The sequence below is a fragment of the Acinetobacter pittii ATCC 19004 = CIP 70.29 genome, assembly GCF_000369045.1.
Classification (GTDB): Bacteria; Pseudomonadota; Gammaproteobacteria; order Pseudomonadales; family Moraxellaceae; genus Acinetobacter; species Acinetobacter pittii.
Genome location: NZ_KB849790.1, coordinates 349,887 through 374,734, shown reverse-complemented (window position 1 = coordinate 374,734; position 24,848 = coordinate 349,887). Strand labels below are relative to the sequence as shown.

The 24,848-nt window shown below is 38.7% G+C and carries 19 protein-coding genes; 5 read left to right on the top strand and 14 right to left on the bottom strand.

Going from position 1 to position 24,848, the window contains the following annotated elements; translation table 11 throughout:
* The first annotated feature begins 83 nt into the window (after positions 1–83).
* Positions 84–1,649: an alkyl hydroperoxide reductase subunit F gene (gene ahpF / locus F928_RS14360; RefSeq protein ID WP_005069727.1), complete on the top strand. Its 1,566-nt coding sequence runs from the start codon at positions 84–86 to the stop codon at positions 1,647–1,649.
* Between the two features lie 53 nt (positions 1,650–1,702).
* On the opposite strand, the gene F928_RS14355 is transcribed toward ahpF, so the two are convergent.
* The 8 genes from F928_RS14355 to F928_RS14320 all read right to left on the bottom strand — a co-directional run bounded on the left by F928_RS14355 (position 1,703) and on the right by F928_RS14320 (position 15,240).
* Positions 1,703–3,709: an esterase/lipase family protein gene (locus tag F928_RS14355; protein ID WP_005802410.1), complete on the bottom strand. Its 2,007-nt coding sequence runs from the start codon at positions 3,707–3,709 to the stop codon at positions 1,703–1,705.
* Positions 3,710–3,824: 115 nt separating this feature from the next.
* Entirely contained in the window at positions 3,825–4,766 is a 942-nt protein-coding gene (locus tag F928_RS14350; RefSeq protein ID WP_002114503.1) for an ABUW_2363 family tetratricopeptide repeat lipoprotein, read from the bottom strand.
* Positions 4,767–4,871: 105 nt separating this feature from the next.
* Positions 4,872–5,684 (bottom strand): serine O-acetyltransferase, encoded by an 813-nt coding sequence (gene cysE, locus F928_RS14345; RefSeq protein ID WP_002114303.1) that lies wholly within the window; start codon positions 5,682–5,684, stop codon positions 4,872–4,874.
* Complete coding sequence (gene trmJ, locus F928_RS14340) at positions 5,677–6,516, bottom strand: RNA methyltransferase (RefSeq protein WP_005076414.1); 840 nt, start codon at positions 6,514–6,516, stop codon at positions 5,677–5,679. Before trmJ ends, cysE begins: the two co-directional genes overlap by 8 nt.
* Before the next feature lie 14 nt (positions 6,517–6,530).
* Positions 6,531–10,094, bottom strand: a complete 3,564-nt coding sequence (gene dnaE / locus F928_RS14335) for a DNA polymerase III subunit alpha (RefSeq protein ID WP_005076412.1) — start codon at positions 10,092–10,094, stop codon at positions 6,531–6,533.
* A gap of 197 nt (positions 10,095–10,291) precedes the next feature.
* Positions 10,292–11,359 (bottom strand): type II asparaginase, encoded by a 1,068-nt coding sequence (aspQ, locus tag F928_RS14330; protein WP_005076410.1) that lies wholly within the window; start codon positions 11,357–11,359, stop codon positions 10,292–10,294.
* Between the two features lie 669 nt (positions 11,360–12,028).
* Entirely contained in the window at positions 12,029–13,336 is a 1,308-nt protein-coding gene (locus tag F928_RS14325; RefSeq protein WP_002114420.1) for a dicarboxylate/amino acid:cation symporter, read from the bottom strand.
* Positions 13,337–13,809: 473 nt separating this feature from the next.
* A complete protein-coding gene (locus F928_RS14320) occupies positions 13,810–15,240 on the bottom strand; it encodes a pyridoxal phosphate-dependent aminotransferase (RefSeq protein ID WP_002114379.1) in 1,431 nt (476 codons plus the stop codon).
* A gap of 239 nt (positions 15,241–15,479) precedes the next feature.
* Here F928_RS14320 and msrB point away from each other — a divergent pair, with 239 nt between their 5' ends.
* The 4 genes from msrB to F928_RS14300 all read left to right on the top strand — a co-directional run bounded on the left by msrB (position 15,480) and on the right by F928_RS14300 (position 17,923).
* Complete coding sequence (gene msrB / locus F928_RS14315) at positions 15,480–15,899, top strand: peptide-methionine (R)-S-oxide reductase MsrB (RefSeq protein WP_002114184.1); 420 nt, start codon at positions 15,480–15,482, stop codon at positions 15,897–15,899.
* On the top strand, positions 15,896–16,381 hold the full coding sequence (gpo, locus tag F928_RS14310; RefSeq protein ID WP_002114194.1) for a glutathione peroxidase: 486 nt from the start codon (positions 15,896–15,898) through the stop codon (positions 16,379–16,381). The genes msrB and gpo overlap by 4 nt, the downstream gene beginning before the upstream one ends.
* 8 nt (positions 16,382–16,389) lie before the next feature.
* Complete coding sequence (locus F928_RS14305; RefSeq protein ID WP_005076408.1) at positions 16,390–17,226, top strand: AraC family transcriptional regulator; 837 nt, start codon at positions 16,390–16,392, stop codon at positions 17,224–17,226.
* A gap of 64 nt (positions 17,227–17,290) precedes the next feature.
* A complete protein-coding gene (locus tag F928_RS14300) occupies positions 17,291–17,923 on the top strand; it encodes a LysE family translocator (RefSeq protein WP_005076407.1) in 633 nt (210 codons plus the stop codon).
* Positions 17,924–17,976: 53 nt separating this feature from the next.
* Here F928_RS14300 and dapC read toward each other — a convergent pair whose 3' ends face one another.
* The 6 genes from dapC to F928_RS14270 form a co-directional block, all read right to left on the bottom strand.
* Positions 17,977–19,146 (bottom strand): succinyldiaminopimelate transaminase, encoded by a 1,170-nt coding sequence (dapC, locus tag F928_RS14295; protein ID WP_025469676.1) that lies wholly within the window; start codon positions 19,144–19,146, stop codon positions 17,977–17,979.
* A gap of 25 nt (positions 19,147–19,171) precedes the next feature.
* On the bottom strand, positions 19,172–21,835 hold the full coding sequence (glnD, locus tag F928_RS14290) for a [protein-PII] uridylyltransferase (RefSeq protein WP_002114151.1): 2,664 nt from the start codon (positions 21,833–21,835) through the stop codon (positions 19,172–19,174).
* Between the two features lie 27 nt (positions 21,836–21,862).
* Complete coding sequence (gene purT / locus F928_RS14285) at positions 21,863–23,080, bottom strand: formate-dependent phosphoribosylglycinamide formyltransferase (RefSeq protein ID WP_005802399.1); 1,218 nt, start codon at positions 23,078–23,080, stop codon at positions 21,863–21,865.
* A gap of 103 nt (positions 23,081–23,183) precedes the next feature.
* Positions 23,184–23,573 (bottom strand): tautomerase family protein, encoded by a 390-nt coding sequence (locus F928_RS14280; RefSeq protein ID WP_002114489.1) that lies wholly within the window; start codon positions 23,571–23,573, stop codon positions 23,184–23,186.
* Positions 23,574–23,704: 131 nt separating this feature from the next.
* Positions 23,705–24,046 carry an L-valine transporter subunit YgaH gene (gene ygaH, locus F928_RS14275; protein WP_001047275.1) on the bottom strand — a complete coding sequence of 114 codons (342 nt, stop codon included), beginning with the start codon at positions 24,044–24,046 and terminating at the stop codon, positions 23,705–23,707.
* A gap of 1 nt (position 24,047) precedes the next feature.
* Entirely contained in the window at positions 24,048–24,770 is a 723-nt protein-coding gene (locus F928_RS14270; RefSeq protein WP_016806172.1) for an AzlC family ABC transporter permease, read from the bottom strand.
* Between the last annotated feature and the right edge of the window lie 78 nt (positions 24,771–24,848).

The window sequence follows — 24,848 nt, the reverse complement described above, 5'->3', positions numbered from 1 at the left end:
AAAAACATACTGTTTCACCTATTCTGTGTTTTCACGTACTATGCATCTATTGAAAGAATTTGGATGCATTGGAGTAAAAACAGATGTTAGATCAAAACATTAAAACTCAATTAAAAGCTTACTTAGAACGTCTAGAAAGTCCAATCGAATTAGTTGCTGCCTTAGATGAATCAGATAAAGCTGCTCAAATTAAAGAATTAGTGACAGAAATTGCTGAGCTTTCTGACAAGGTGACTGCCCGTTTTGACGGTAATAATACACGTCGTCCAAGCTTTGGTGTGGCTAAAGCAGGTGAACAACCTCGTGTATTCTTCGCAGGCTTACCAATGGGTCATGAGTTTACGTCTTTGATCTTGGCTCTGTTACAAGTGTCTGGCTATGCACCTAAAGTGTCGGATGAAGTTTTAAATCAAATTAAAGGCTTAAACCTCAAAGCTAACTTTGATGTGTTTGTATCATTAAGCTGTCATAACTGTCCGGATGTGGTACAGGCGCTTAACCTGATTGCCATTTATAACCCGAACACTACAGCAACCATGATTGACGGTTCATTCTTCCAAGATGAAGTGGAACAACGCAAAATCATGGCTGTGCCAATGGTGTTCCAAGACAATGAACACATTGGCCAAGGTCGTATGACCCTTGAAGAGATTGTAGCGAAACTCGACACTAACTCAGCTGAAAAAGATGCAGCAGCACTCAATGCTAAAGATGCATTTGATGTGTTGGTGATTGGTGGTGGTCCTGCGGGTGCAACGGCTGCGATCTATGCTGCACGTAAAGGCATTAACACTGGTATCGTGGCTGAACGCTTCGGTGGTCAAGTGATGGACACCATGGACATTGAAAACTTCACTTCTGTGCAAAAGACGCAAGGTCCTAAGTTTGCTGCCGAGATGGAAGCCCATGTTCGTGAATATGATGTCGATATCATGAACCTGCAACGTGTCAGCAAAATCACGGGTGCCAACCAGACTGCAAATGGCTTGGTTGAAGTTGAACTTGAAAACGGTGCAAAACTTGAATCGAAAACTGTAATCCTTTCTACAGGTGCACGTTGGAGAGAAATGAATGTACCGGGTGAGCAAGAATACCGTACCCGTGGTGTTGCCTACTGCCCACACTGTGATGGTCCGTTGTTCAAAGGTAAACGTGTTGCTGTGATTGGTGGTGGTAACTCAGGTGTTGAGGCAGCAATTGACCTTGCAGGGATTGTTGAGCATGTCACTCTGGTTGAGTTTGACACCAAGCTTCGTGCTGACCAAGTGTTGCAAAACAAATTGCATAGCTTGCCAAACACAACGGTGATTATGAATGCCTTAAGTACAGAAGTGTTAGGTGATGGTTCACAAGTGACTGGTCTTAAATATAAAGACCGTGCGACTGATGAAGAGCATGTGGTCGAGCTTGCAGGGATCTTTGTACAGATTGGTTTACTGCCAAACACTGACTTCTTGAAAGACAGTGAAGTTGAATTAACCAACCGTGGCGAGATCATTGTGAATGACCGCAACGAAACCAATGTGCAAGGTGTATTTGCTGCGGGTGACTGTACGACTGTACCTTACAAGCAAATCATTATTGCTACAGGTGAAGGCGCTAAAGCATCACTCTCAGCGTTTGATTACATCATCCGTTCTGGGCAGTAAAATTTAAGTTCAAAACGAAAGAGCCAAAGGATAACCTTTGGCTCTTTTTCTTTTTATGGTTTATATAAACCGTGTTCGACTAAATGCTCTCGTAAAATACGGCGTAACTCTAATACAGCTTGTGGTGTCAGTTGAATTGAATGGCCACCTGGAAGAACTTTCTCAGATTTTGCACCTTCTAAGTGAGCACTTTTGTACGGAACGATGCCATCGGTAATCACATTTGGATCATCACTCTTGGTAATATTTCCCATTATTGAATGGAAAACTAATCCTTGGTGTGGATTAATATTTTTAGTCAGCTCCATAAATTTAGATTGATGACTTAGATCACTTGGTCCATTTTGAATCAAACCATTATCAATATTACTCAAGAAATCCTTAACATCTAAATTCTCGGTTGTCAGTGAAGTCGCTACAGCCGACAAAAATGCACCCGGTAAACGAATAATTTTACGTGCTGCCAAGGTAAACCAACGATCCGCATAATCTGTACCGCGATGAGGGGAAGCCAAGAAAATTGCACGATCAAAATTATTGATTGAATGCATTTGCAATCGTTCAGTAACCATTGGATGTTTTTTAAAGCGGTTTTGCTGACGGATCGTCATTAACTCTAAGGCAGGTTTAGTAATATCTCCATCACTGACCAGTAAACGGCTGATAATACCTCCCATACTATGTCCAACAAGGACCGCATCATGCGCGGCAGGGTCACTTGGGTTTAATGAACCAAAAGCTTGTTTCAAGAGTGCATAAATCTGAAAACGACTTTCCAAAATTGGCATGTTGGTCGAATAGAAAACTTGCCAAACTTGGTAATTGTCTCTTAAAACCGTATCGCCCATAACATCATTGGTCAGCGCAATCCATGCCTCGGGACTACTGGCTAAGCCATGTACTAACACAATAATTTTCTTATTGGGATTGTATGGTTCAAGCATGTAGAGATGCGGCATAGTTAAATGCTGATCGCGGTCAATCAGAGTTAAATAAGCTGCGACCCCTAAATTATTTTCGGCCAACCATAGACCGTAAGGCGCAGAAAAGTTAGCTGCTAGCGGATATTGCTTGCCTGCTACATTAATATTATCTGTCCGATATGGGTCATAAACTCGAATCACGAATTCTGGATTATTAATAATTTCTTCGACAGTGGTCGCGTGTTTGGGTTCAGCTACAATAGTTGCAGCTAAGTAGCGTGCATTATGAATATTTGGATTAACACCATTTTTATAATTATATTTAAGTGGGTCTAGGATATATTCATTAATATCTTCATTTCCTGAACTCGGAAAAACAGCCACAAATTCGGAGCCAAAACCATCGCGGCGGTTAATGGTTCTTAAGCCAGAAAAATTCAGGTTATAACTTGAAATTAATTTCTCTAACTTTTGGCCTGATAGTTGTTTATGAAATTCAAAGTCTATTGAATAAACACTCTTACCAATATGGATTTGTGGCTCTACCACATTTTTTTTCGGGTATCTTAAATCATAAACACTGACCATTTTGGCAATGGCTTGATTATAAAAGTCGCGTATTTGAACTTGTCTGTTATCAAAAATACGGTCGTTAGGCTTACGCTTTGTGGAAAATAGATAGGCATAGCTATAGCGAATACTTTTATCTAATAGACTCAATTGCTGGTCTAAGCAATCATCATATCTATTCAGAATATTCTTTTGTTCTTCTTCAGATTTATGTTTAGTAAATCTACTTACTTTACAGTCAGACGTATCTGATAAAGCCATTGCTTTTGCGAGATACATCTCGCTTGCTGTTGATAAGAACTGTTCATCTAAAATTTGAGGAAGGTTTTTGAGTTGATTTACACAGGTTTCAGGTGTATCTGTACAAACTTTAGCTTCCTGACCAGACATTGATAAAACATTCAGACTCGCTTCGCTAAGTTTATCTTGGGTAAGAATACTATTACGTTCATTTGCAATCGTTACATTCAAAGCTTGCTGTTTAACATTTACGACCTGACAACCACTCAGAATTGAACCGAGTAGTATGACCGTCAACAGTGTTTTGCTTCTTTTTATTGAAAACATTTGGTCAAAATATAGTGGCTCAATGGTAGGTAGATCATACAAATTTTAAAATATTTTTCAAATGATCAAATATAAAAAAGGGCTGTCAAAACAGCCCTTTTTTATAGAATTAAGCTTATTTTTTAGGTGCAGCAGCAGGAGTAGTTGCTGACATTGCTGGGTTAGTTAAAACTTGCCATACGTTCCAACGACCTTGTTTTTCAATTTCTTGAATTAAACGGTCAGCAATTTCCGCTTCGTCTGGATATTTAACTTTATAGTTCTTTAGAGTCTGGATCGCGTTTTTCTTTTGCTCCATTGCAATATAGTTATTTGCAGCAGCTAAATATGCTTCTTGAACATTACCTTTAATGGCTTTGTCTAAGTATGGAATCGCTTCACGTTGACCGCCACCTTCAGATAAACCAAAACCGAACCAGAAATTTGTTTCCGCATCATCTGGATTAATCTTTAAAAGTCTTTGAGCATATTCTAAAGATTTAGTGGTATGAACAGTACCTAAATCAAGATTACGTGCAAGAACACTTGCTTTAAAAGCACGAATTAAAATATCAAATGATGCATTTGGATTTGCAGCAAGTGTATCAAGTTGTTGTGTTACTTCTTTAAGTTTACTTTCAAAGCCTTTACGTTCTTGACGGTCAGTAAAGCGAGGTGGGTAATGACGTGCTTTACCTTCTACTAACTGTAAAAAGTCATCAATAGTAGTCACGTCAATTTCATTTTCACCGGCTAAAACAGCGTATTTCATTGAACGTTGTGAATTATTGACAGTCGGAACGATCAGTTTATTGACGTCGAGAGTAAGCTGTTTGGTTGGATCATCTTGACGATTAACGACCATTTTGGTTACAGGCTGTGCAGCAGCGTCTTTTAATGCAACTTCAAATGCAGGTGGCTGATCATAGTTAAAAGGGTTTAGCGCATAAAAAGGAGGAGTAAGCTCTGGTTCCTTGAAAACAAAAGGCTCAATTTTTTGTTCTTTTACGGGTGCCATTGTACAAGCGGTTAAACTTGAGGTCGCAAGGATTATATATGCCAAAGGCTTAAAATTCATAGGATCTTCCGTTCATTTTAGTAAAGTCAGATTTGGTACAGGTAAGTCTAGGAAAAGCTAAACAGACATGCAAGGGTAAGCGTGTTACATTATGAATCAAGAATATTACGTTTTTGATGTCTTATCTTGCGCACCGCATTCACGACGAACTTCTTCAATAATTTTCAGTTCTTCATCACTAAAAGGCTGTTCATCCTGACTTTCTTTTTTGAAGCTCGGATCTAGCTCTGATAAACGCTGGCATAAATTATTCATACGCGTTTCATTATGCTGAATACGATCAAGTAAAACGCGCATACCTTCTAAAATAGGGTCTGACTGATCAGCAGTTGTCGCATATGGGGCAAAGCCAATACTTTGCGCATAATCACGGCGACGTTCTTCATCTTTATTCTTGTCGGATGCATCTTTATAAATATAGCGAGCAGGGTTTCCTACAGCGGTCACACCAGCAGGGACTGCTTTGGTCACTACAGCATTTGAACCGACTTTAGCGCCTTTACCAACCGTAAATGGACCTAAAATTTTTGCACCAGCGCCAACAACCACACCATCTTCTAAAGTTGGGTGACGTTTGCCAGTCTTCCATGTTGTACCACCTAAGGTCACACCATGATAAAGCGTAACATCATCACCAATTTCAGCAGTTTCACCAATCACAACACCCATGCCATGATCAATAAAAAAACGTTTACCGATTTTGGCACCTGGGTGAATTTCAATGCCTGTTGCAAAACGACTAAATGAAGAAAGAAGGCGAGCAGCACCTTTACAATCTTTTTGCCATAATTCATGAGCAACACGATGCATCATAATCGCATGAATGCCAGGATAGGTCGTGAGAACTTCGAGTGTATTGCGGGCAGCAGGATCTCGCGCAAATACAGCCTTTATATCTTCTTTCAGCTGTTTAAGCATTGGGTTGATCCTCCTTGTCAGATAATGCTTTTTTCCATTTACCACTGGTTAGGGCTTGTACACGACTAAAAATACCGCGAAGTAAATGATATTCCATACGATCTAATTGTATACGACCAAATAAACGACGCAAGCGTAAAGGTAACAAACGTGGATTATCTGGATCTAAAAATTCAATTTCGGTTAGCATTTTCTCTAGATGAGGATAAAACTCTTCCATTTGTTGTTGAGTCACCAATGGCTCATCCCATTGCATGCTTTGACCTTGCACTAATGGCATTTCTTCTGCATCTTGATCCAAGTTTTGTTGCTCTAGAGCAGACATGCGAAGCTCGTAACATACAACTTGAATCGCTTGCGCAACATTTAATACCCCATAGTCTGGATTGACAGGAATTGTTAAATGATAATTTGCCAGTGCTAATTCTTCGTTAGTTAAACCACGATCTTCACGGCCAAAAACAATCGCAATTTGTTGCCCTTGAGTAGTGGCCTTAATAGCTTCTTTGGCAGCTGGTCTTACGTCAAGTAAAGGCCAAGGAATAGTACGGCTGCGTGCACTTGTTCCAAACACTAAATGGCAATCTTTAATAGCATCTTCTAAGGTATCGACAATCTCAAGATGTTCAAATAAATCCTGGGCGCCAGCAGCAAGCGCTTGTATGTCTGGGTGAGGATATGTTTTAGGTGCAACAAGAACTAATTTAATTAGCCCCATTGTTTTCATGGCACGTAAAGCACTGCCAATATTGGCAGGCAAAGTAGTGTTTACCATGACAATACGCACTTGTGCTAATTGTTTTGACACAGTGTTGTGATCAAACGAACTCATAAGATTTCCAGAAATTACGAATATTGAGAAACTTCGCTTTGGTATAAATCCAATGCATCGTCCATAGTCATGTCCGCAGGAGGGGAAGCAACGGTTTGCGGACGAGCAGGTTCTGCTGCTTTAGCTGCTTTCGACTTTACTTGATATTCAATATAAATATTATCTTTACCAAAATAATCTCTGAGTTTAGCAAGTAATTCATCGAGAGGAGCAACTTTCCATTGCGGACCAAGTTGAAGCTCGGCTTGAGCATAAGGTTGATCAATCTGTAGCTGTAGAGTGATATGTTGATGCATATCTACATTGCAAAATGGCAAGATGATATTTTGTAAATCTTTTGCCAAAGTGGCTTGCATAAACTCTTCTGTTAATTTGATCTGAATACTGTTAGCACGTTTTTGTCGTATTTCATTTAAAGTAAAAGCCTTAGTTAAACGGCCCATCGGACGTTCAAAGCCTTCTCTTTCATAAATTTCGCCTTCAAAGACGACAACACGCTCAACTTGGATAATATCTTTAAAACGTTGGAAACGTTCATGGTTGCAACTTACTTCAATACGAGCTGTACCATCATCTAGTACAATAACTACGCGATTTGGGAAGTTTGCGACGTCAATGACTAAACCTGCATAGACTGTTGTAACACCACGACGTGTAGCCGTAATTTCATTAAGTTTTACAGGAATAAAAGCTTTAAGCTCTTGGCGGTAAACATCAATTGGGTGACCAGTGAGATATAGACCAAGCGTGTCTTTTTCGCCTTTTAGACGAACTTCATCACTCCACGGTTTAACGGGTTTAGCAGGCTTACGCTGAACTTCTTCAACCTCACCAAATAAATCCATAATACCGCTTTCACGATTGCTGCGCGCTTGTTCGGCAGCTTGAACCGCCTCAGGCAATTGTGCCATTAGGCTTGCACGTTCAATTCCCAAGCAATCGAGTGCGCCTGCACGAATCAACGCTTCAAGAGTACGCTTATTGATTTTCTTCAAATCAATACGATGGCAAAAATCGAATAGATCTGTATAAGGACCAAATTGTCGACGAGAGTCAATAACTGACTGCATCGCTTGTTCGCCAACGCCTTTAATTGCACCTAAACCATACACAATAGTTTTATCATCGCTCGCATGGAAATGATAAGTCGACATATTGACTGATGGTGGTAAAACTTCTAGGCCATTATTTCGGCAGTCATCAATTAAAAATACGACACTGTCAGTGTTCTGCATTTCCGAAGACATTACCGCTGCCATAAACTCAGCAGGATAATGTGCTTTTAACCATGCAGTATGGTAGGCAACGAGGGCATAAGCTGCGGCGTGAGATTTGTTGAAACCATAGCCTGCGAACTTTTCCATATAGTCAAAGATATGGTTGGCTGTACTTTCATCAATTCCTTTTTCAGCAGCACCTGCCAAGAAGATTTGGCGTTGCTTAACCATTTCTTCAGGTTTCTTTTTACCCATTGCACGGCGTAGTAAGTCCGCGCCCCCTAATGTGTAACCTGCACAGATCTGTGCAGTCTGCATCACCTGTTCTTGGTAAACCATAATCCCGTAAGTTGGCTCTAATACACCTTCAAGAAGTGGGTGAAGATATTCAAAATCTCCACCATGCATACGGTGAATAAAGTCAGGAATAAGATCCATTGGACCAGGACGGTACAATGATACGAACGCAATAATCTCTTCAAATTTACTTGGACGTGCTTCTTTAAGCATTCGTTTCATGCCGACGGATTCAAACTGGAATACCGCTGTTGTATTTGCATCGGCAAAGACAGAATATGCTTTAGCATCATCAAGTGGAACATGCGAAATTATGAGTGGATCATTACTATCGCGATTTTTATTAATATTTTGAATTGCGTCTTCAATAACGGTTAAGTTACGTAAACCCAAGAAGTCGAATTTGACGAGACCTGCTGCTTCTACATCGTCTTTATCATATTGAGCAACACGGCTAGTTCCATCTTCCTCACAAAGTACAGCCGAGAAATCGGTAATCTTGCCGGGTGCAATAACAACACCGCCGGCATGTTTACCAGTATTTCGGGTGATACCTTCTAATTTTAATGCCATTTCCCAGATTTCACTCGCATCATCATTATCTGGGTTAGATGGATTGGTAACGATATCTTTAAGCTGGGGTTCCATCTCGATAGCAGTGGCTAAGTCCACACCGAGCGGTTTTGTAGGCACCATTTTTGAGATACGGTCAGCTAAACCGTAAGATTTACCTAAAACACGCGCAACGTCACGAATTGCACCTTTTGCTGCCATCGTACCGAAAGTTGCAATTTGTGATACGGCTTCACGTCCATAGGTACGGGAAACATAATCAATGACGCGGTCACGTCCAGCAATACAGAAGTCGACATCAAAGTCGGGCATCGAAACACGTTCTGGGTTTAAGAAACGTTCGAAAAGTAGATCGTAACGAAGAGGATCAAGGTCAGTAATTTTTAAGCTATAGGCAACGAGTGAACCCGCACCTGAACCACGACCAGGTCCGACAGGAACGCCATTATTTTTTGCCCACTGGATGAAGTCCATGACGATAAGGAAGTAACCCGGGAATCCCATTTTGAGGATAATGCCGACTTCATAATCAATTCGTTCATCGTAAGGTTTACGAATCTCAGGCCAGTCTTCACCACGTTTTTCGACAGGGTAGAGATAATCTAAACGTTCTTCTAAACCTACTTTTGACAAATGCTCAAAGTAAGTGTCGATGGTAAAGCCATCTGGAATTGGATAGTCAGGTAAAAAGTAGGTGCCTAGTTGTAAGCTAACATTACAGCGTTTTGCAATATTGTAGGTGTTTTCGATAGCACTTGGGATATCTGAAAACAACTCGATCATTTCGTCCGAGGTTTTAAAGTGTTGCTCAGGACTATATAAGCGTGGACGACGATCATCTGCTAATACATAGCCATCAGCAATACAAACACGGGCTTCGTGGGCTTCAAAATCTTCTTTTTCTACAAAGTGCACATCATTATGTGCAACTACACCGACATTATATTGGGCAGCAAGTTTAGCGGCTTCTTGAATAAAGTCTTCTTCACCAGGACGATCGGTACGTGTTAAAGCCAGATAAACACGGTTACCAAATTTTTCGATCCATGCTTCTAAAAGCGGAGCTGCTTTTTGAGGGTTAGATGAGCAAAGCATCTGACCCACATCACTATGTTGACCAAGTAAAACAATAATATCTTGATGCTGTTCAAGTACCCATTCTTTTTGTACACATGGGATACTAAGTTGTTGCCCTTCAATAAAACCGCGTGAAACGATTTCGGTGAGACTTTTCCAGCCTACATTACTCATTGCAAGTAAAGTTGCACGATGTTGAGCATCGTCAAGGCGAATTGTGCTACCTAAAAGCGGTTTAATTCCTTTTTTTAAACAAGAATTATAAAATTTTACAGCTGCATGGAGGTTTGATAGATCGGTTAATGCCAGCGCAGGCATTTGGTCTTTAACCGCAGCGTTGACCAAGTCAGGTATGCGAACTATCGACTCTGTAATCGAAAATTCTGTATAAATACCGAGATGAACAAACTGCATAAACCAATCCTTAATACGACTGCAGCATAGTTTAGCACGCAAAGTTAAAACGAAATGCTTAATATTTTGGCAAACTGTTAAGGATTTTATTATTTAAGAAGAATGATTTGAATATCTATTGTACAGATTTAATATAAAAGAGCTTATTTTAAGAAATAGGACCAACCCAAACTTTATGTTTGGGCTGGTTGAAAAACTTAGTACTGCCAGAACATGCGCTGAATTTCTTTCGTGTCATTAGTCTTAGTAAGAGCTAAAGCTGCAAGAAGACGCGCTTTTTGAGGGTTTAAATCATGTGCTGCTACCCAACCATATTTAGAGTCAGGTTGTTCTGCATCACGTAATACGAAACCTTGTGCGACACGTGATGAACGGATAATTTGAATACCGTTTTTGTCGTGAAGATTTTGTAAGGTTGGTACGATATATTTTGGTACAGAACCGTTACCAGTACCTGCATTAATGATCGCTTTAGCACCAGCTTTTGCATACGCTTCATATGCATCTGGAAGCATAGAGTCCGAACCATAAACGATCTGTACAGTTGGAAGTGCATCGCCTTTAATATTTTCAATATTAAATTCTGAAGCATTTGTATGGCGTTTTGCAGATTGTCTGAACCAGTATGGCTTGCCTTCAACCAATGTACCTAAAGCGCCCCATTGGCTAACAAAAGCATTTGTATGAATGTTAATGCCTTTAGTTACATCACGTGCAGCAAAAATAGAGTCGTTCATGAGAACCATAACGCCTTTATTTTTTGCATCATCTGAAGCTGCTAAAGCAACTGCACTATAAAGGTTAAGTGGACCATCAGCTGAAAGAGCAGTTGAAGGACGCATTGAGCCAACAAGTACAATCGGTTTATCAGTATGAACAACCAAATTTAAGAAAAATGCTGTTTCTTCTAAAGTATCTGTACCGTGTGTAATTACGACACCATTAACAGATGGCTTTTTAACAAGCTCATTCACTTGACGAGCAATTTCTAATAATTCCTTGTCAGTAATACTCTCAGAAGCGATTTGTAATGCTTGAATACCAGTTACATTTGCCAAATCTTTGATTTGTGGAACTGCGTTAATTAGCGTATCAACAGGAACTTTTGCAGCAGTATAAGTTGCACTATTTGCCGAGCTTGCGCCAGCACCAGCGATAGTACCGCCAGTCGCAACTACAACAACATTATTTTTTGCATAAAGTGGGAGAGAGCAGGCTAATAAGCCCATCGCTAAACCTAAAGATTTAACAGTTTTAGTCAACATCGAAAATATCCTTATGAAGTGACGAAGTAAAAGTTTGTTGAATATGACTGCTTTTCCTAAGCAAAATACATACCATGTAAAACATATTCATAACTTGTTTGAATAAGAAGCATCCTTGAATAGCATTTTGTTTTATCAACAATTGCTTAGTCATTGCTTTTATTTAGCGCTAATAAATAACATGAATAAAATAAAAAATCTATTAAGTTTTTCTAATTTATCTTGATTTGTTTACTTTTTAATATAAATAAAACAAATGATTTTTTTATCAGTATAAAATTAAAAAATAATAGACATTTTTAACTAGTTTTTGCCATTTTATATTTTTATATTATTGATTTTTATTGTTATAATTTAATATTAATATATTTTTAAATTTTTCAGTGTAAGTTAAAAAATAATTCTATTAATTTAATATAATTTAATTGTTGTAAATTGAATTAAAATTTAATCACTTGGTATTTATTTTCAAAAATATAAAATTTGTTTGAGTGATTTTTATTCTATTTTTAAGGTTTGATTTAAGAAAATTTAATAGCAGTTTAAAGTCATTATTTAATATAAAAATATAGGTGACTTTCTGCCATCAATTTTAAAATAAAAAAAGAGCAATTTTATAAGGTCATATAAAATTGCTCTTAAGTTGGGAGAGTGGGAGAAAAGAGAAACTTACGCGGTCGTTTGTTCTTGAGTTGATTTAATTAATACTGGCTCTGGTAGTTCTTCAGTATCTGCCACTTTATCGCCTTCAAGCTTGGCAACAACTGCGGTTGCAATACTGTTACCTACTACGTTTGTTGCAGTACGGCCCATATCAAGGAACTGATCGATACCGAGTAATAAAAGGATGCCAGCTTCAGGCAAATGGAACATGGTGAGTGTTGCTGAAATAACGACAATTGAAGCTCGTGAAACACCTGCAATACCTTTACTTGTTACCATGAGAGTTAACAAAATTAAGATTTGTTGAGTGAAACTAAGATCAATATTGTAGGCCTGAGCAATAAAGAGCACTGCAAACGTGGTGTACATCATTGAACCATCAAGGTTGAATGAATAACCTAAAGGTAATACAAAGCTCGTTACTTTTTTAGGCACACCAAATTTATTTAGTGCATCCATAACTTTAGGATAGGCTGATTCACTTGAAGCTGTAGCAAAAGCAAGTGTTACAGGTTCACGAATTAATTTACCTAAGCGGAAAATATCTTTTTTAAGTACGATTGCACCTACAGAGAATAAGATGATCCACAGTAATAAAAGACCGAAGTAGAACTCTGCGATTAAAATGCCATAGTCAACAATCAAGCCTAAACCTTGTACTGTAATTGCTGAAGCGATTGCTGCAAATACTGCAACAGGTGCAAACATCATGACGTAATCAGTAATACGGAACATGATTTTGCTGAGTTCATCAGTTAAACGAATGATAACTGAATCTTTTTCTTTGCCTTGATTTACAAAAGCAAGGGCCGAGCCAAAGAAAATAGAGAAAACAAGTACTTGCAAAATATCATTGTTTGCCATTGCTTCAGCAATACTGCGTGGGAAAACATGGCTTAAAAATGATTGTAGAGTGAAGCCTGTAGTCGCTGGAGCAGAAGAGCTACTCAATTGTTGCGCAGTTGGTAATACTAAATCTAAAGCTGCACCTGGTTGGAAAAAGTTTGCCAGACCCATACCGATAGCAAGCGATACGAACGAAGCAGTAATAAACCAAGTCATTGATTTAAGGGTGATACTGCCGATTGATGTCGATTTCCCCATTGATACAATGCCTGAAACAATAGTGGCAAATACCAATGGAGCAATAATCATTTTGATAAGGCGTAAAAAGATATCTGTAGGTATGTTGAGATAAGAAGCGATTTGCTTCAATTGTTCACCCTCATTAAAGAAGTGGTGACAAATCCAACCTGTCAGTATGCCAAGTAAAATAGCAACAACAATATACTTGAGCAATTTCTTTTGCTTCATATGAACCTCTATCCATTTGATTCAATCATCCTTTGATGGGATTTGAATGATTGAAAGCTTTCCTTGTTAGTTTAGTTCGGTTGTTCTAACGATGTTATCTTCCTAGATCTGTATCTGTTTTAACCGAATAGAATATGGTGATGTTGTTATGGAGATGGATTGTTGCTCGATTTTGAAGCAGTGTGAAATGCAAAAAAATATTGATCCATGCATTTTTTGCATAATAAAGGTTAAGTAGATTGAAGGAAATCAAGTAATTTAAAACGTATGGTAAAAAATATATAAATCAAAAAATTAACTAATTCTTAAAGTCGAAAGAATCATAAATTTTATAAAAATTATTTAAATACAATAATTTATTTTATGTTGATAAAATTGTTATGTGGTTAGGAGATTCTTCTTTTATAAAAATGAAAAAAATAGAATTATAAAAAAGGCACCTATTTAGAGATGCCTTTTTGTTATGCATTTTTTTAACGGCGATTGGCTAAGAAACGACCTAGACGGGTAATTGCTTCACGTAATTCATTTTCAGCAGGTAAGAAAACCACGCGGAAATGATCAGGTCTTGGCCAGTTAAAGCCTGTACCTTGCACCAATAAAACTTTTTCTGCACGTAGCAAATCAAGCATTAACTTTTCATCATCTTCAATTGGGTAGATGTTCGGGTCAAGGCGCGGGAAACAGTACATTGCTCCATCTGGTTTTACACAACTTACGCCTGGAATTTCATTAAGCATTTCCCAAGCAATATTACGCTGTTCATATAAACGGCCACCAGGACGGATCAAGTCATTAATTGATTGATAACCGCCTAGGGCAGTTTGAATCGCATATTGAGCTTGAACGTTTGCACATAGGCGCATTGACGCCAACATGTCTAATCCTTCGATATAGTCGGCAGCCCGGCTTTTATCACCCGTAATTGCCATCCAACCTGAACGGAAGCCTGCAATACGATAAGCTTTTGATAAACCATTAAAAGATACACAAAGCTGGTCGCCGGCTAATGACGCTACTGAAACATGTTCAATCCCGTCATAAATAATTTTGTCATAAATTTCATCAGCAAATAAAATTAGATCATATTTTTTTGCAATCGCTACAATCTGTTCAAGAATGTGGCGTGGATATACCGAACCCGTAGGGTTGTTCGGGTTAATGATGACAATACCGCGAGTATTCGGAGTAATCTTACTTTCAATATCAGCAATATCTGGGTACCAGCTATTTTCTTCATCACATTTATAATGAATTGCTGTGCCGCCTGAAAGATTAACTGCTGCTGTCCAAAGCGGATAATCCGGCATTGGAATCAGCATTTCGTCTCCATCATCTAATAGGCCTTGCATAGCCATTACGATGAGTTCAGATACGCCATTACCAATATACACGTCATTGACATGCATATTGAGAATGCCTTTTTGCTGGTAATACTGACAAATTGCTTTGCGAGCAGGGAAGATACCTTTTGAGTCAACATAACCAATTGCGTTTGGTAAGTTTAAAGCAACATCATTAATAATTTCTTGTGGTGCTTCAAATCCAAAAGGAGCAGGATTGCCGATATTCAGCTTAATGATTTTATGTCCTTGCTCTTCCATTTCATTGGCGGCTCGTAAAACTGGCCCACGGATGTCATAACAAACATGCTCAAGCTTCGATGATTTTTTGATTTCTCGAGTAGATGGCATGGAATGGATGGTAGCAGTATTTTTAGACATAACGGAATTCACTTTTGCATATCGGTATAAATAACTTTTAAATGTTTTAACTGTTACCAAATTTAGATCATGTTGATCTTTCAATAGTTCAACAATTTTTTCATGGGTAAAACCCGATTGTTGATATTGTTTAATAATTGGTAGTAGTTGTTGGAAAACCACACTTTTTTTCTGAGACATGTTTTGTCCTATACAACCGTGCGCACTTAGAATAGCACTATGTTTGCTTGCTTTAAAGTAGGTTAATAATAAATTTGCTTACTTTTGATTTTGTATTTTGCTTACTTTTTGCTTTTTGTTCTTTATATATTTAAATTCCAACAAATTTTACGTTCAGAGACTAGTGTTTTTGTGATGAATGGCGTAAATATAAAACTCGATCATCAGAAATGTTTACTTCAGAATAAAAGGTGTATGTCATGGGAAAAGTCAATAAAACAGACCGGGAATGGCAAAGAGAGTTATCACCAGAAGAGTATCGGATTACACGACAAAAAGGCACTGAACCTGCATTTACGGGGCAATACTGGAATACTAAGCAACATGGTACCTATGTTTGCCGTTGCTGCGGCGCAGAGTTGTTCTCATCAGATACCAAATATGATAGCGGTTGCGGTTGGCCAAGTTTCTTCCGTCCGATCAATGGTGCTGTCATTGATGAACATGAAGATTTAACGCATGGTATGGTCAGAACGGAAATAGTTTGTCATGATTGCGAAGCTCATTTAGGGCATGTATTTGAAGATGGACCACAGCCGACAGGTTTGCGCTACTGTGTAAACTCGGCATCATTACAACTGAAAACAGAAGAAAAAAATGATGAGGAAACCTATCCATGAGTAATATTTATCAGTTTGAAGCTGAGCTGTTAGAGGGTGAAGTTAAGCAATTGGCTGATTACAAAGGTAAAGTTTTACTAATTGTAAACACTGCCAGTAAATGTGGTTTTACACCACAATTTGCTGGCCTCGAAAAACTTTATGAAAAATATAAAGATCAAGGATTAGAAGTTTTAGGTTTTCCCTGCAACCAGTTTGGTGGGCAAGATCCAGGAAGCAATAAAGAAATTGGTAGCTTCTGTCAGCGTAACTATGGGGTAAAATTTCCCATGTTTGCTAAAGTTGATGTAAAAGGTCCGGAAGCCCATGTGATTTTTAGATATTTAACACGTGAAGCTAAAGGTATTTTAGGTAGTAGTAGCATTAAATGGAACTTTACCAAATTTTTGGTAGGTAAAGATGGTGCTGTTTTAAATCGCTATGCACCTACGACTAAGCCAGAAGCTTTAGAAGCTGATATTGAAAAAGCATTAGCGAGTTAATCGTTTAAATGAACGCTATTCCTCAAGCTTTTGAGTTTTGGCAAGATGGGCGAATGCCGTATGTTGAAACCAGAAGATCCTGTTTTAGCCGAACGTGTTATAAGTCTCATAGTCATCCAACGTTTTCTATCGGGGCTATAGACGAGGGGAATAGCGTTTTTCATAGTTCATTTGGTACGCCCCAAAAGATTGATGCTGGTACTTTGGTGATTGTACCAGCACATATTAAGCATTCATGTAACCCTTTGCCGGATCAGGCTTGGAGTTACCAAATGCTACATTTGGACATAAGGTGGTTAAATCAGCTGTATTCAGAATTTCGAGAACATGGTCTGGATTTGCATCTGCCTCAGCATAAGCCGCTCATAATAAAAGAAGAAACTTTATATCAGGCTTTTTCTGATATGAATGAAACTTTATTTGATCCTGAAAAATTAATTATTGAAAAAGAACAGTCGCTGATCTATTGCCTTACCCAGCTGTTACTCCCTCATTTCGTATTACAAGAAATACAAAAAACTGAATATTTGTATGAAGATTTTTTGGACTTAATTCATATTATTAAATCGTCAGAACGATTTATTTCTCTTGAAGAGCTTGCAGAGCAGGTTGGTCTTAGTCGATATGCAATCATTCGTTTATTCAAGGCCAATGTTGGTTTAACTCCACATGCATTTCAAATTAATTTAAAGATTAATCAAGCCAGAGCTCAATTAAAGCAAGGGATTTCACTCGCAGAGCTAGCTGTCAATTTAGGCTTTAGTGATCAAAGCCATTTTCATAAAGCTTTTAAAGCACATACGGGAATTACTCCTCGACAGTTTCAACTTGCAGCCGCGCAATAATTTACAAGAAATTATTTTTCTCTATTTTTAAGCTACTCCATACAATTTTAAAGATGAAATCGTTATGGAAGTTTTTTTGGTTATCGCCTTTACTCACTTTTTAGCACTACTATCTCCAGGTCCAGATTTTTTTCTTATTTTGACCAGTCTTTTGCAAAAAGGAGCGCGTTATACCTATGGCGTTATTCTGGGAATTACTTTGGGTAATGCTGTTATCTTAATGGTGTGTATATTTGGATTTATGGTGCTTGGCAATTTAAGCACAACGATTCTTTTAGTACTTAAATGGCTGGGGGCTGGATATTTAGTTTATTTGAGTTTTCTTTGTTTTAGAGCCACTCAAGGAACAAACTTAAATATTACTGTTGCTGAAAATAGTTTGGTTGAACAAGAGTCTAGTTATAAGAGTAAAGTTAAAAGCTTGGCTCTGGGTTTGCAATCTAGTCTTCTTAATCCTAAAAATATTATGTTTTATAGTAGTTTAATGCTACTTATTCAACAGGAATTTAGCTTATTTCAAAAATTACTAATGAGTATATGGATGACAGGAGTGGTTTTCGGGTGGAATTTATTATTAGTTCGTTTATTGCGTCAAGAGCGTGTATTAGCACAGATTAAACGCTCTGCTAGAGGAATATATTATTGCTCCAGTCTGGCTTTCATTTTTTTCGCAGTGTTATTGGTTGCCTATAGTTAAAGCAGATCGCATAGCCTTCTAAACAAAATGAAGGCTATGCAATTTTGCTGGGTTTAAAGAATCGCTTTTAAACGTTTAACAACTTCTTCACATTGTGCCAAATCTGCTACTAAAGCCATACGCACATGATTGGCACCAGGGTTACCTTGTTCGGTATCACGAGATAGATAACGACCCGGTAAAACTTTAATGTGTGCTTTTTCCATCAGCATCTTGGCAAAAGTTTCATCATTATCGACTTTTAACCAGTAATAAAAACCGGCATCAGGTTTTTGTAATGGGAGGAGATGACCTAGCTCAGATTGGAATAAATCAAACTTTGCACGATATTGCTTACGGTTTTCTTCAACATGGTTTTCATCGTTCCACGCTGCGATTGAAGCAAGCTGGTGTTGTACTGGCATTGCAGCGCCGTGATAGGTGCGGTATTGCAAATATGGCTTTAACAGATCGGCATCACCCGCTACAAAACCTGAGCGCAAACCCGGTAAGTTTGAACGCTTTGAAAGTGAATGAAATACGATACAGTTTTTGTAGTCATCACGTCCAAGCTCAGCACAAACTTCTAATAGACCAGTAGGTGCTTGGTCAAACCAAAGCTCTGAATAGCATTCATCAGAAGCAATAACGAAATTATATTGATCAGATAAGGCAATTAGCTTTTTAAATTGTTCTTTAGAAAGCACAGTACCTGTTGGGTTACCCGGTGTACATACAAAAAGAAGGGCTGTCTTTTCCCAAACTTCGGCTGGTACAGCATCAAAGTCGCCTAAATAGCCATTTTCTTCTGTGCAATTAATGAAGTATGGCTTTGCACCTGCAAGTAAAGCCGCACCTTCATAAATTTGATAAAATGGGTTCGGCATCACCACATAAGGTGCATCTTCACGATTAATTAATGCCTGTACAAAAGAGAAAATCCCTTCACGTGTACCAGAGACGGGCAAAATGTGGTTTTCAGCGCTAATGCTGTTAAGTTTAAAGCGCTTAGTTAACCAATCTGCAATGCTTTGGCGAAGCTCAGGTAAGCCTTTGCTGTTTGGATAAGTTGATAAATGGTTAAAGTTATCAATAATAGCCTGTTTAACAAACTCTGGTGCTGGATGCTTAGGTTCGCCAATTGATAGAGGAATCAAGGGAAGGTTAGCAGGAGTAGTATCCTTAAAAAGTTGGTTTAACTTTTCAAATGGGTACGGGTGTAATAACGACAAGCTAGAGTTCATTAAACAGTTACCAAGTAGTTGAGTTTCAGTGCTGACAAATTTGATTAGATGCTTCATCTAATGCAGCTTTCAGTTTTTCCGAGAAGAGTTTGACCTCTTCGTTATTCAGCGGTTTCCCATCTTTTTTGGTGACAAAGAAAATATCTTCGGCACGTTCACCTAAAGTTGCGATTCGGGCTGAATGGATGTCTAAACCTTGCATCATAAATAAACCACCCACGCGTGCAAGTAGGCCGGGGTGATCGAGTGTTGAAATTTCGACCATATTTTGCTGTAAGGCTTCATTTAATGTTACGTCGACTGTATTTTCAATATCGAAGTGACGTAATTGACGTGGAATGCGACGTTGCATGAGTCCCGGATATTGGTCTGGTTGACTAAGGGCTTTCACTAATGCATTTTTAACGGTTTCTTCACGTTCTGGGTCGGTAAGCAATGTCCCGAAACGATCAAGTACAACATAAGTGTCTAAGCTAAATGCTGTACTTGCCGTGATAATTTTTGCATCCTGAACGTCTAAGTTCATTCGGTCTAAAACGGCAACAGTGGTGGCAAACAGATTAGGTTGATCGCGTGTATAAATAAAGATTTGCACTGCATCTTGAGCTGCTTTACGGTGAGCACGCAAGAGCACTAATGGCTCCGGATTATCGCCGTGTTTTAAAATCGCTTGTGTGTGCCATGCAATTTCATCTGCCGATTCTTTAATGAAGTATTCATCACCAAGTTCTTGCCAAACTTTTTCGACATCTGCCAATGCGAAGTTATTTACCAGCAATTCACTTGCTGCAAACTTGGTGTCTTCAATCAGCATTTGGTAGTCAACAGGACGGCCTAAACCTGTACGGATTACATCACGAGCGTGCGTATAAAGTTGACGCATGAGAGAAGCGCGCCATGTGTTCCATAGTTTTGGATTTGTCGCGTTAATATCGGCAACCGTTAAGGTATATAGATAATCAAGATGCTCCATATCGCCCAGTTTTTCTGCAAAATCTTTCACGACATCAGGATCAGAAATATCTTTTTTCTGAGCGGTCAAGGACATGAGCAAATGGTTTTGAATAAGCCATGCAATTAATTTACATTCACGCTCTGTAAAGCCATGTGCACGGCCAAACTCAATTGCGTCTTCTGCGCCAAGTTCGCTATGATCACCACCGCGTCCTTTTGCGATGTCATGGAATAAAGCAGCAATAAAGACAATATCTTGACGGGCAAGACGTTGGAAAACTGAACTTACTACAGGGAATTCTTTGGCAAATTCTGGTTCTCTAAAACGATTTAAATTACGCAGTAATAATAATGTATGAGCATCGACCGTATAGATATGGAATAGGTCATATTGCATAAGGCCCATAATTTGGCCAAAAGCAGGAATATAGTTTCCTAAAACACCATATCGTTTCATCGCAACCAAGGTATCGTATAAACGATATGGTGAGCGAATAATCGACATAAACAGTGCTTGATGTTCTGGATTATCACGATAACTTCGGTTGATTCGTTTCGCAGCAAGAATAAGTAAGCGTAAAGTCCGAGCGCGAATTCCTTCAATATCTGGTCGATTGGCTAAAATATAGAACAACTCTAAAATCGCGCTTGGATGCTCTGCGAATATTTTATGATGTTGTACGGCAAGTTTATTATCGACAATTTTAAAGTGATCGTTAACAACTTCAATTTTGCGTTCATAGTTGGGGAGTCGAGGAGTAATCACTGACTCGCTAAAATATGCCAGCAACATTTCATTGAGTGTTGAAACCTGTTGCGCCGTACGGTAGTAGCGTTTCATGAACTGCTCAACACCATAATTTACAGGTTGGCCTTCTTGACGCACATATCCAAATTTGGCGGCAATTTCCCTTTGGTGGTCAAAGAGTAAACGGTTTTCATCCCGTTTAGCTAAACGGTGTAAATGATGTCGAATTTCCCAAAGAAAACTTTCAGCTTCTTCTAAAACTGCCAATTCAAACTCTGAAATGAAACCTAAATGCACTAAGTCATAAATACGGTTTACGCGAAAGTGACGTTTAGCAATCCAGCCAATTTGGTTAATGTCACGAATACCGCCCGGTGCGTTTTTAATGTCGGGTTCTAAATTACTTTCAGTATTGTTGTGTTGATGGTAACGCTTGGCTTGTTCGGCCATTTTTGCGTCATAGAATGTTTTGTCAGTCCATGTCTGTGAAACAATACGGCGAGGCCACTTCGCAAGCTGACTATTGCCAGTAATTAACCGCGCCTCAATTAAAGTTGTCGCAACGGTTAAATCGGTAGCGGCCTGTTCAACACAGCTTTGAATAGTGCGAACACTAATGCCGGGTTTGAAATTGCCAACGTCCCATAAAGAAGAAATAAATGTAGAGATACGTTTTTCGTTTTCTTCGTTAATTTCATGCTCCGATAGGATCATGATATCGACGTCGGAATAGGGCAACATTTCACGGCGCCCATAACCACCTACAGCAAAAAGGCCCAGTTCTGTCTGATTGAGTTCAGCATGTTTCCATAAAAAGATCAGTGCTTCATCTACTAAATCTGAACGGGCTTTAATGATTTCACGAATAGATTGTCCATTTTCATATGAATCTTGCAACTGCTTTTCTACATCCGTTCGCCATTGATTAATGGCTTTAATATCATGATGACTTGAGACATAGTTCAACAATGGCGATATATTGATCATGAAAATGGGTCTACCAATAAGTAAAAATTATGAGTTTGTTTGAACGCTTACTTGATCAGCGGTTTCTTTCGCTAAAGTACGAGCAAGATCAGTATTTTCAGCACGAGCGGTTGCTACACCCATACGACGACGTTTGAAACCTTCTGGTTTGCCAAACAGGCGTAAATCGGTGTCTGGGTGTGTTAAAGCTACATTGAGATTGCTATAACTTAAATTGCTGGCATCAACTCCAGCATAAATTACTGCACTTGCTGCAACACTGTGGCGTGCTGTGTTTACAGGTAAACCTAAAATTGCACGTGCATGCAGTTCAAATTCACTTTGAAACTGAGATGCTAAAGTTACGAGTCCTGTATCGTGTGGGCGAGGTGAGACTTCACTAAACCAAACCTTGTCACCTTTAATAAACAGTTCTACACCAAAAATACCACAGCCACCAAGTGCAGTTGTCACTTTATTTGCAATACGTTTTGCTTCTTCGAGTGCCGCCGCCGTCATTGGTTGAGGTTGCCAGCTTTCTACATAATCACCGGCATCTTGGCGGTGACCAATTGGGTCACAGTAATGAGTTTCAATTTCACCAGTTTCAGGGTTTTTAGCGCGAACGGTAAGTAATGTAATTTCAAAATCAAAATCAATTTGAGATTCAATAATGACCGTACCTTGGTTAACACGGCCACCTTGCATTGCATATTCCCATGCAGCATCGACTTCATCGAAACTTTTTACACGAGACTGACCTTTACCTGAAGAAGACATGACCGGTTTTACAAAGTTTGGATAACCGATGTCATCGCAAGCGGCGCGAAAGCTTTCGAGCGTATCAGCAAAACGATAAGCAGAAGTAGGTAGGCCAAGTTCTTCAGCCGCAAGACGGCGGATGCCTTCACGGTTCATTGTGAGGTTTACAGCTTTAGCAGAAGGGATGACAGTTGCTACTTTGCTCGCTTCAATTTCAAATAAAACCTCTGTCGCAATTGCTTCAATTTCTGGAACAATTAAATTTGGCTTAATTTTCTCGATGAGTTGTTTTAATTGGGCAGGATCTGCCATGTTTAACACATAAGAAAAATGTGCAACTTGCATTGCTGGTGCATGATCATAACGGTCGGCTGCATGTACTTCTACACCAAGGCGTTGTAAGGAAATTACAACTTCTTTGCCAAGCTCTCCTGAACCTAACAATAAAACTTTAAATGCAGAAGATTGAAGTGGGGTACCGAGTGTCACGCTCATGCGAATCATCCTGACAAAATTATTTTTTTAAGCATAGCAGAACTTATGGTGGAGTTAAGCCTTATCATGCATAAAAAAAGTAATTTTGTCGGACAATTAAAAAAAGTGGTTTTTAGATATTAACCTGATAGTTTAAAAGCAATTCATCCGCATTTTTACCACGGATGCCCCAATTTTCTTTAGGTGTTTCAAAAATAGTAATTTCAATGTCTTGTGGAGAAATTCTACATTGTTCTTGAATATTACGAAATAAGGTTTGGATAAGCTGCTTTTTAGTGGCTGCACTGCGGCCTGCAAACATTGAAAGTTCAATAATAATGTAATGCTGGCTTCTGTCAGAAGGGTAAATGAAATTTTCTGGTTTAAGGCTAATAAAACGTTGAAATCTTTTCTCAACAGGATATTTCAATTCTTCAATAAGCGCCTGATGGATTGCATGAGAAAGTAATTCTCGGTACTGCATAATGGTTTGTTCATTTGCATAAATTTTAACTTGTGACATTTTTATCTCTATTAAGTAGCTAAGGTTATCTTTTTAATCAATTCAAAAATTAAATTTTCCAAGCCAGAAGTTTCAATCTTAAACGCCTCTGGCCAGATTTTATTTTATATAAGGAAGATAAGTTTATCTATTTATAAAGGTAAATAAGTATAGATCAGACCATAAACAATTGCGGCAGTTAAAGTTGCTGGTACGATTTTCTTAAATTTAAAATAAAGACCTGCTAAAACTAAAAAACCGATAAGCATTGCGAAACTCTTATTGGGAGTTTCAAGGAGAGGTGGAAGGGTAGCAACTACAAGCATGGCACTAATTGCAGATATTCCAATACTTCCCAAAGCAATTTTGATCCAGATTGAGCCGCGTCTTTGTTGGTTGCCCTGTAGTTTTTGTATTACGAAAAAAGGTCCAAAGCGTGAAGCAAAATTGGCTATGCCTACAATAATGCCGACCAAAATAATTTCTAGGTTCATATTAAGCCTCAACCTCATCATGTTGTTTCAGCACATAATGTTTAAATAGACCAGCTAAAATGCCTGAAAAAATACCAATAAAAATAGCAGCTGATAAGTTAATCCAATAACAAGCCAAGGCTGAAACCAATAATGATACAGCAACAACAAGGCTATGCTTTCGCTCAAAGGCCGCTAATAAAAAACTTAAAAATAAAGCAGGTAATAAGAAGTCTAAAGCTGCTTGTAAAAACTTTGGCAAATGAGCAACTTGATCGGCAAATAATCCACCTAACAAAGAGCCACTTGCCCAAGCCATCCAACTAAATAGGCTTAAGCCAAGCATCCAAGACTCGGACCATTGTTGTCTGCGCTGTGAAAGTTGGATCATTCCACTGGCAAAAACTTCATCGGTTAAGCCCCAAGCCCATACTGCAGTTTTCTTAAGATTTAATTTGTTTGGAATCAGGTTGTATAGAGCAGGTCCATAAAGGACATGGCGAATATCTAGTGCAATAACTGTTAATGCTGTTAGCCAGATGGATGAACCGCTAGCCAAAAGCGCGACAACCAAAAATTGGCTAGCGCCGGCATACATTGAACAAGATAGAAAAAAAGCTTCCCATGGTGTAAAACCAAACTGAGATGCAGAAACGCCAAAGGCAAAAGAAACGGGTAAATAAGTGAGTACGATAGCTTGGCTATCTTTGGCGCCTTGCCAAAAAGTTGCTGTTTGGGCAGGCATCAATTGTTGTTCGGACACAATACACCTTGGCAATAAACCAAATGATAAAAATACTTGAAAGATTGAGTATTGTAGCCG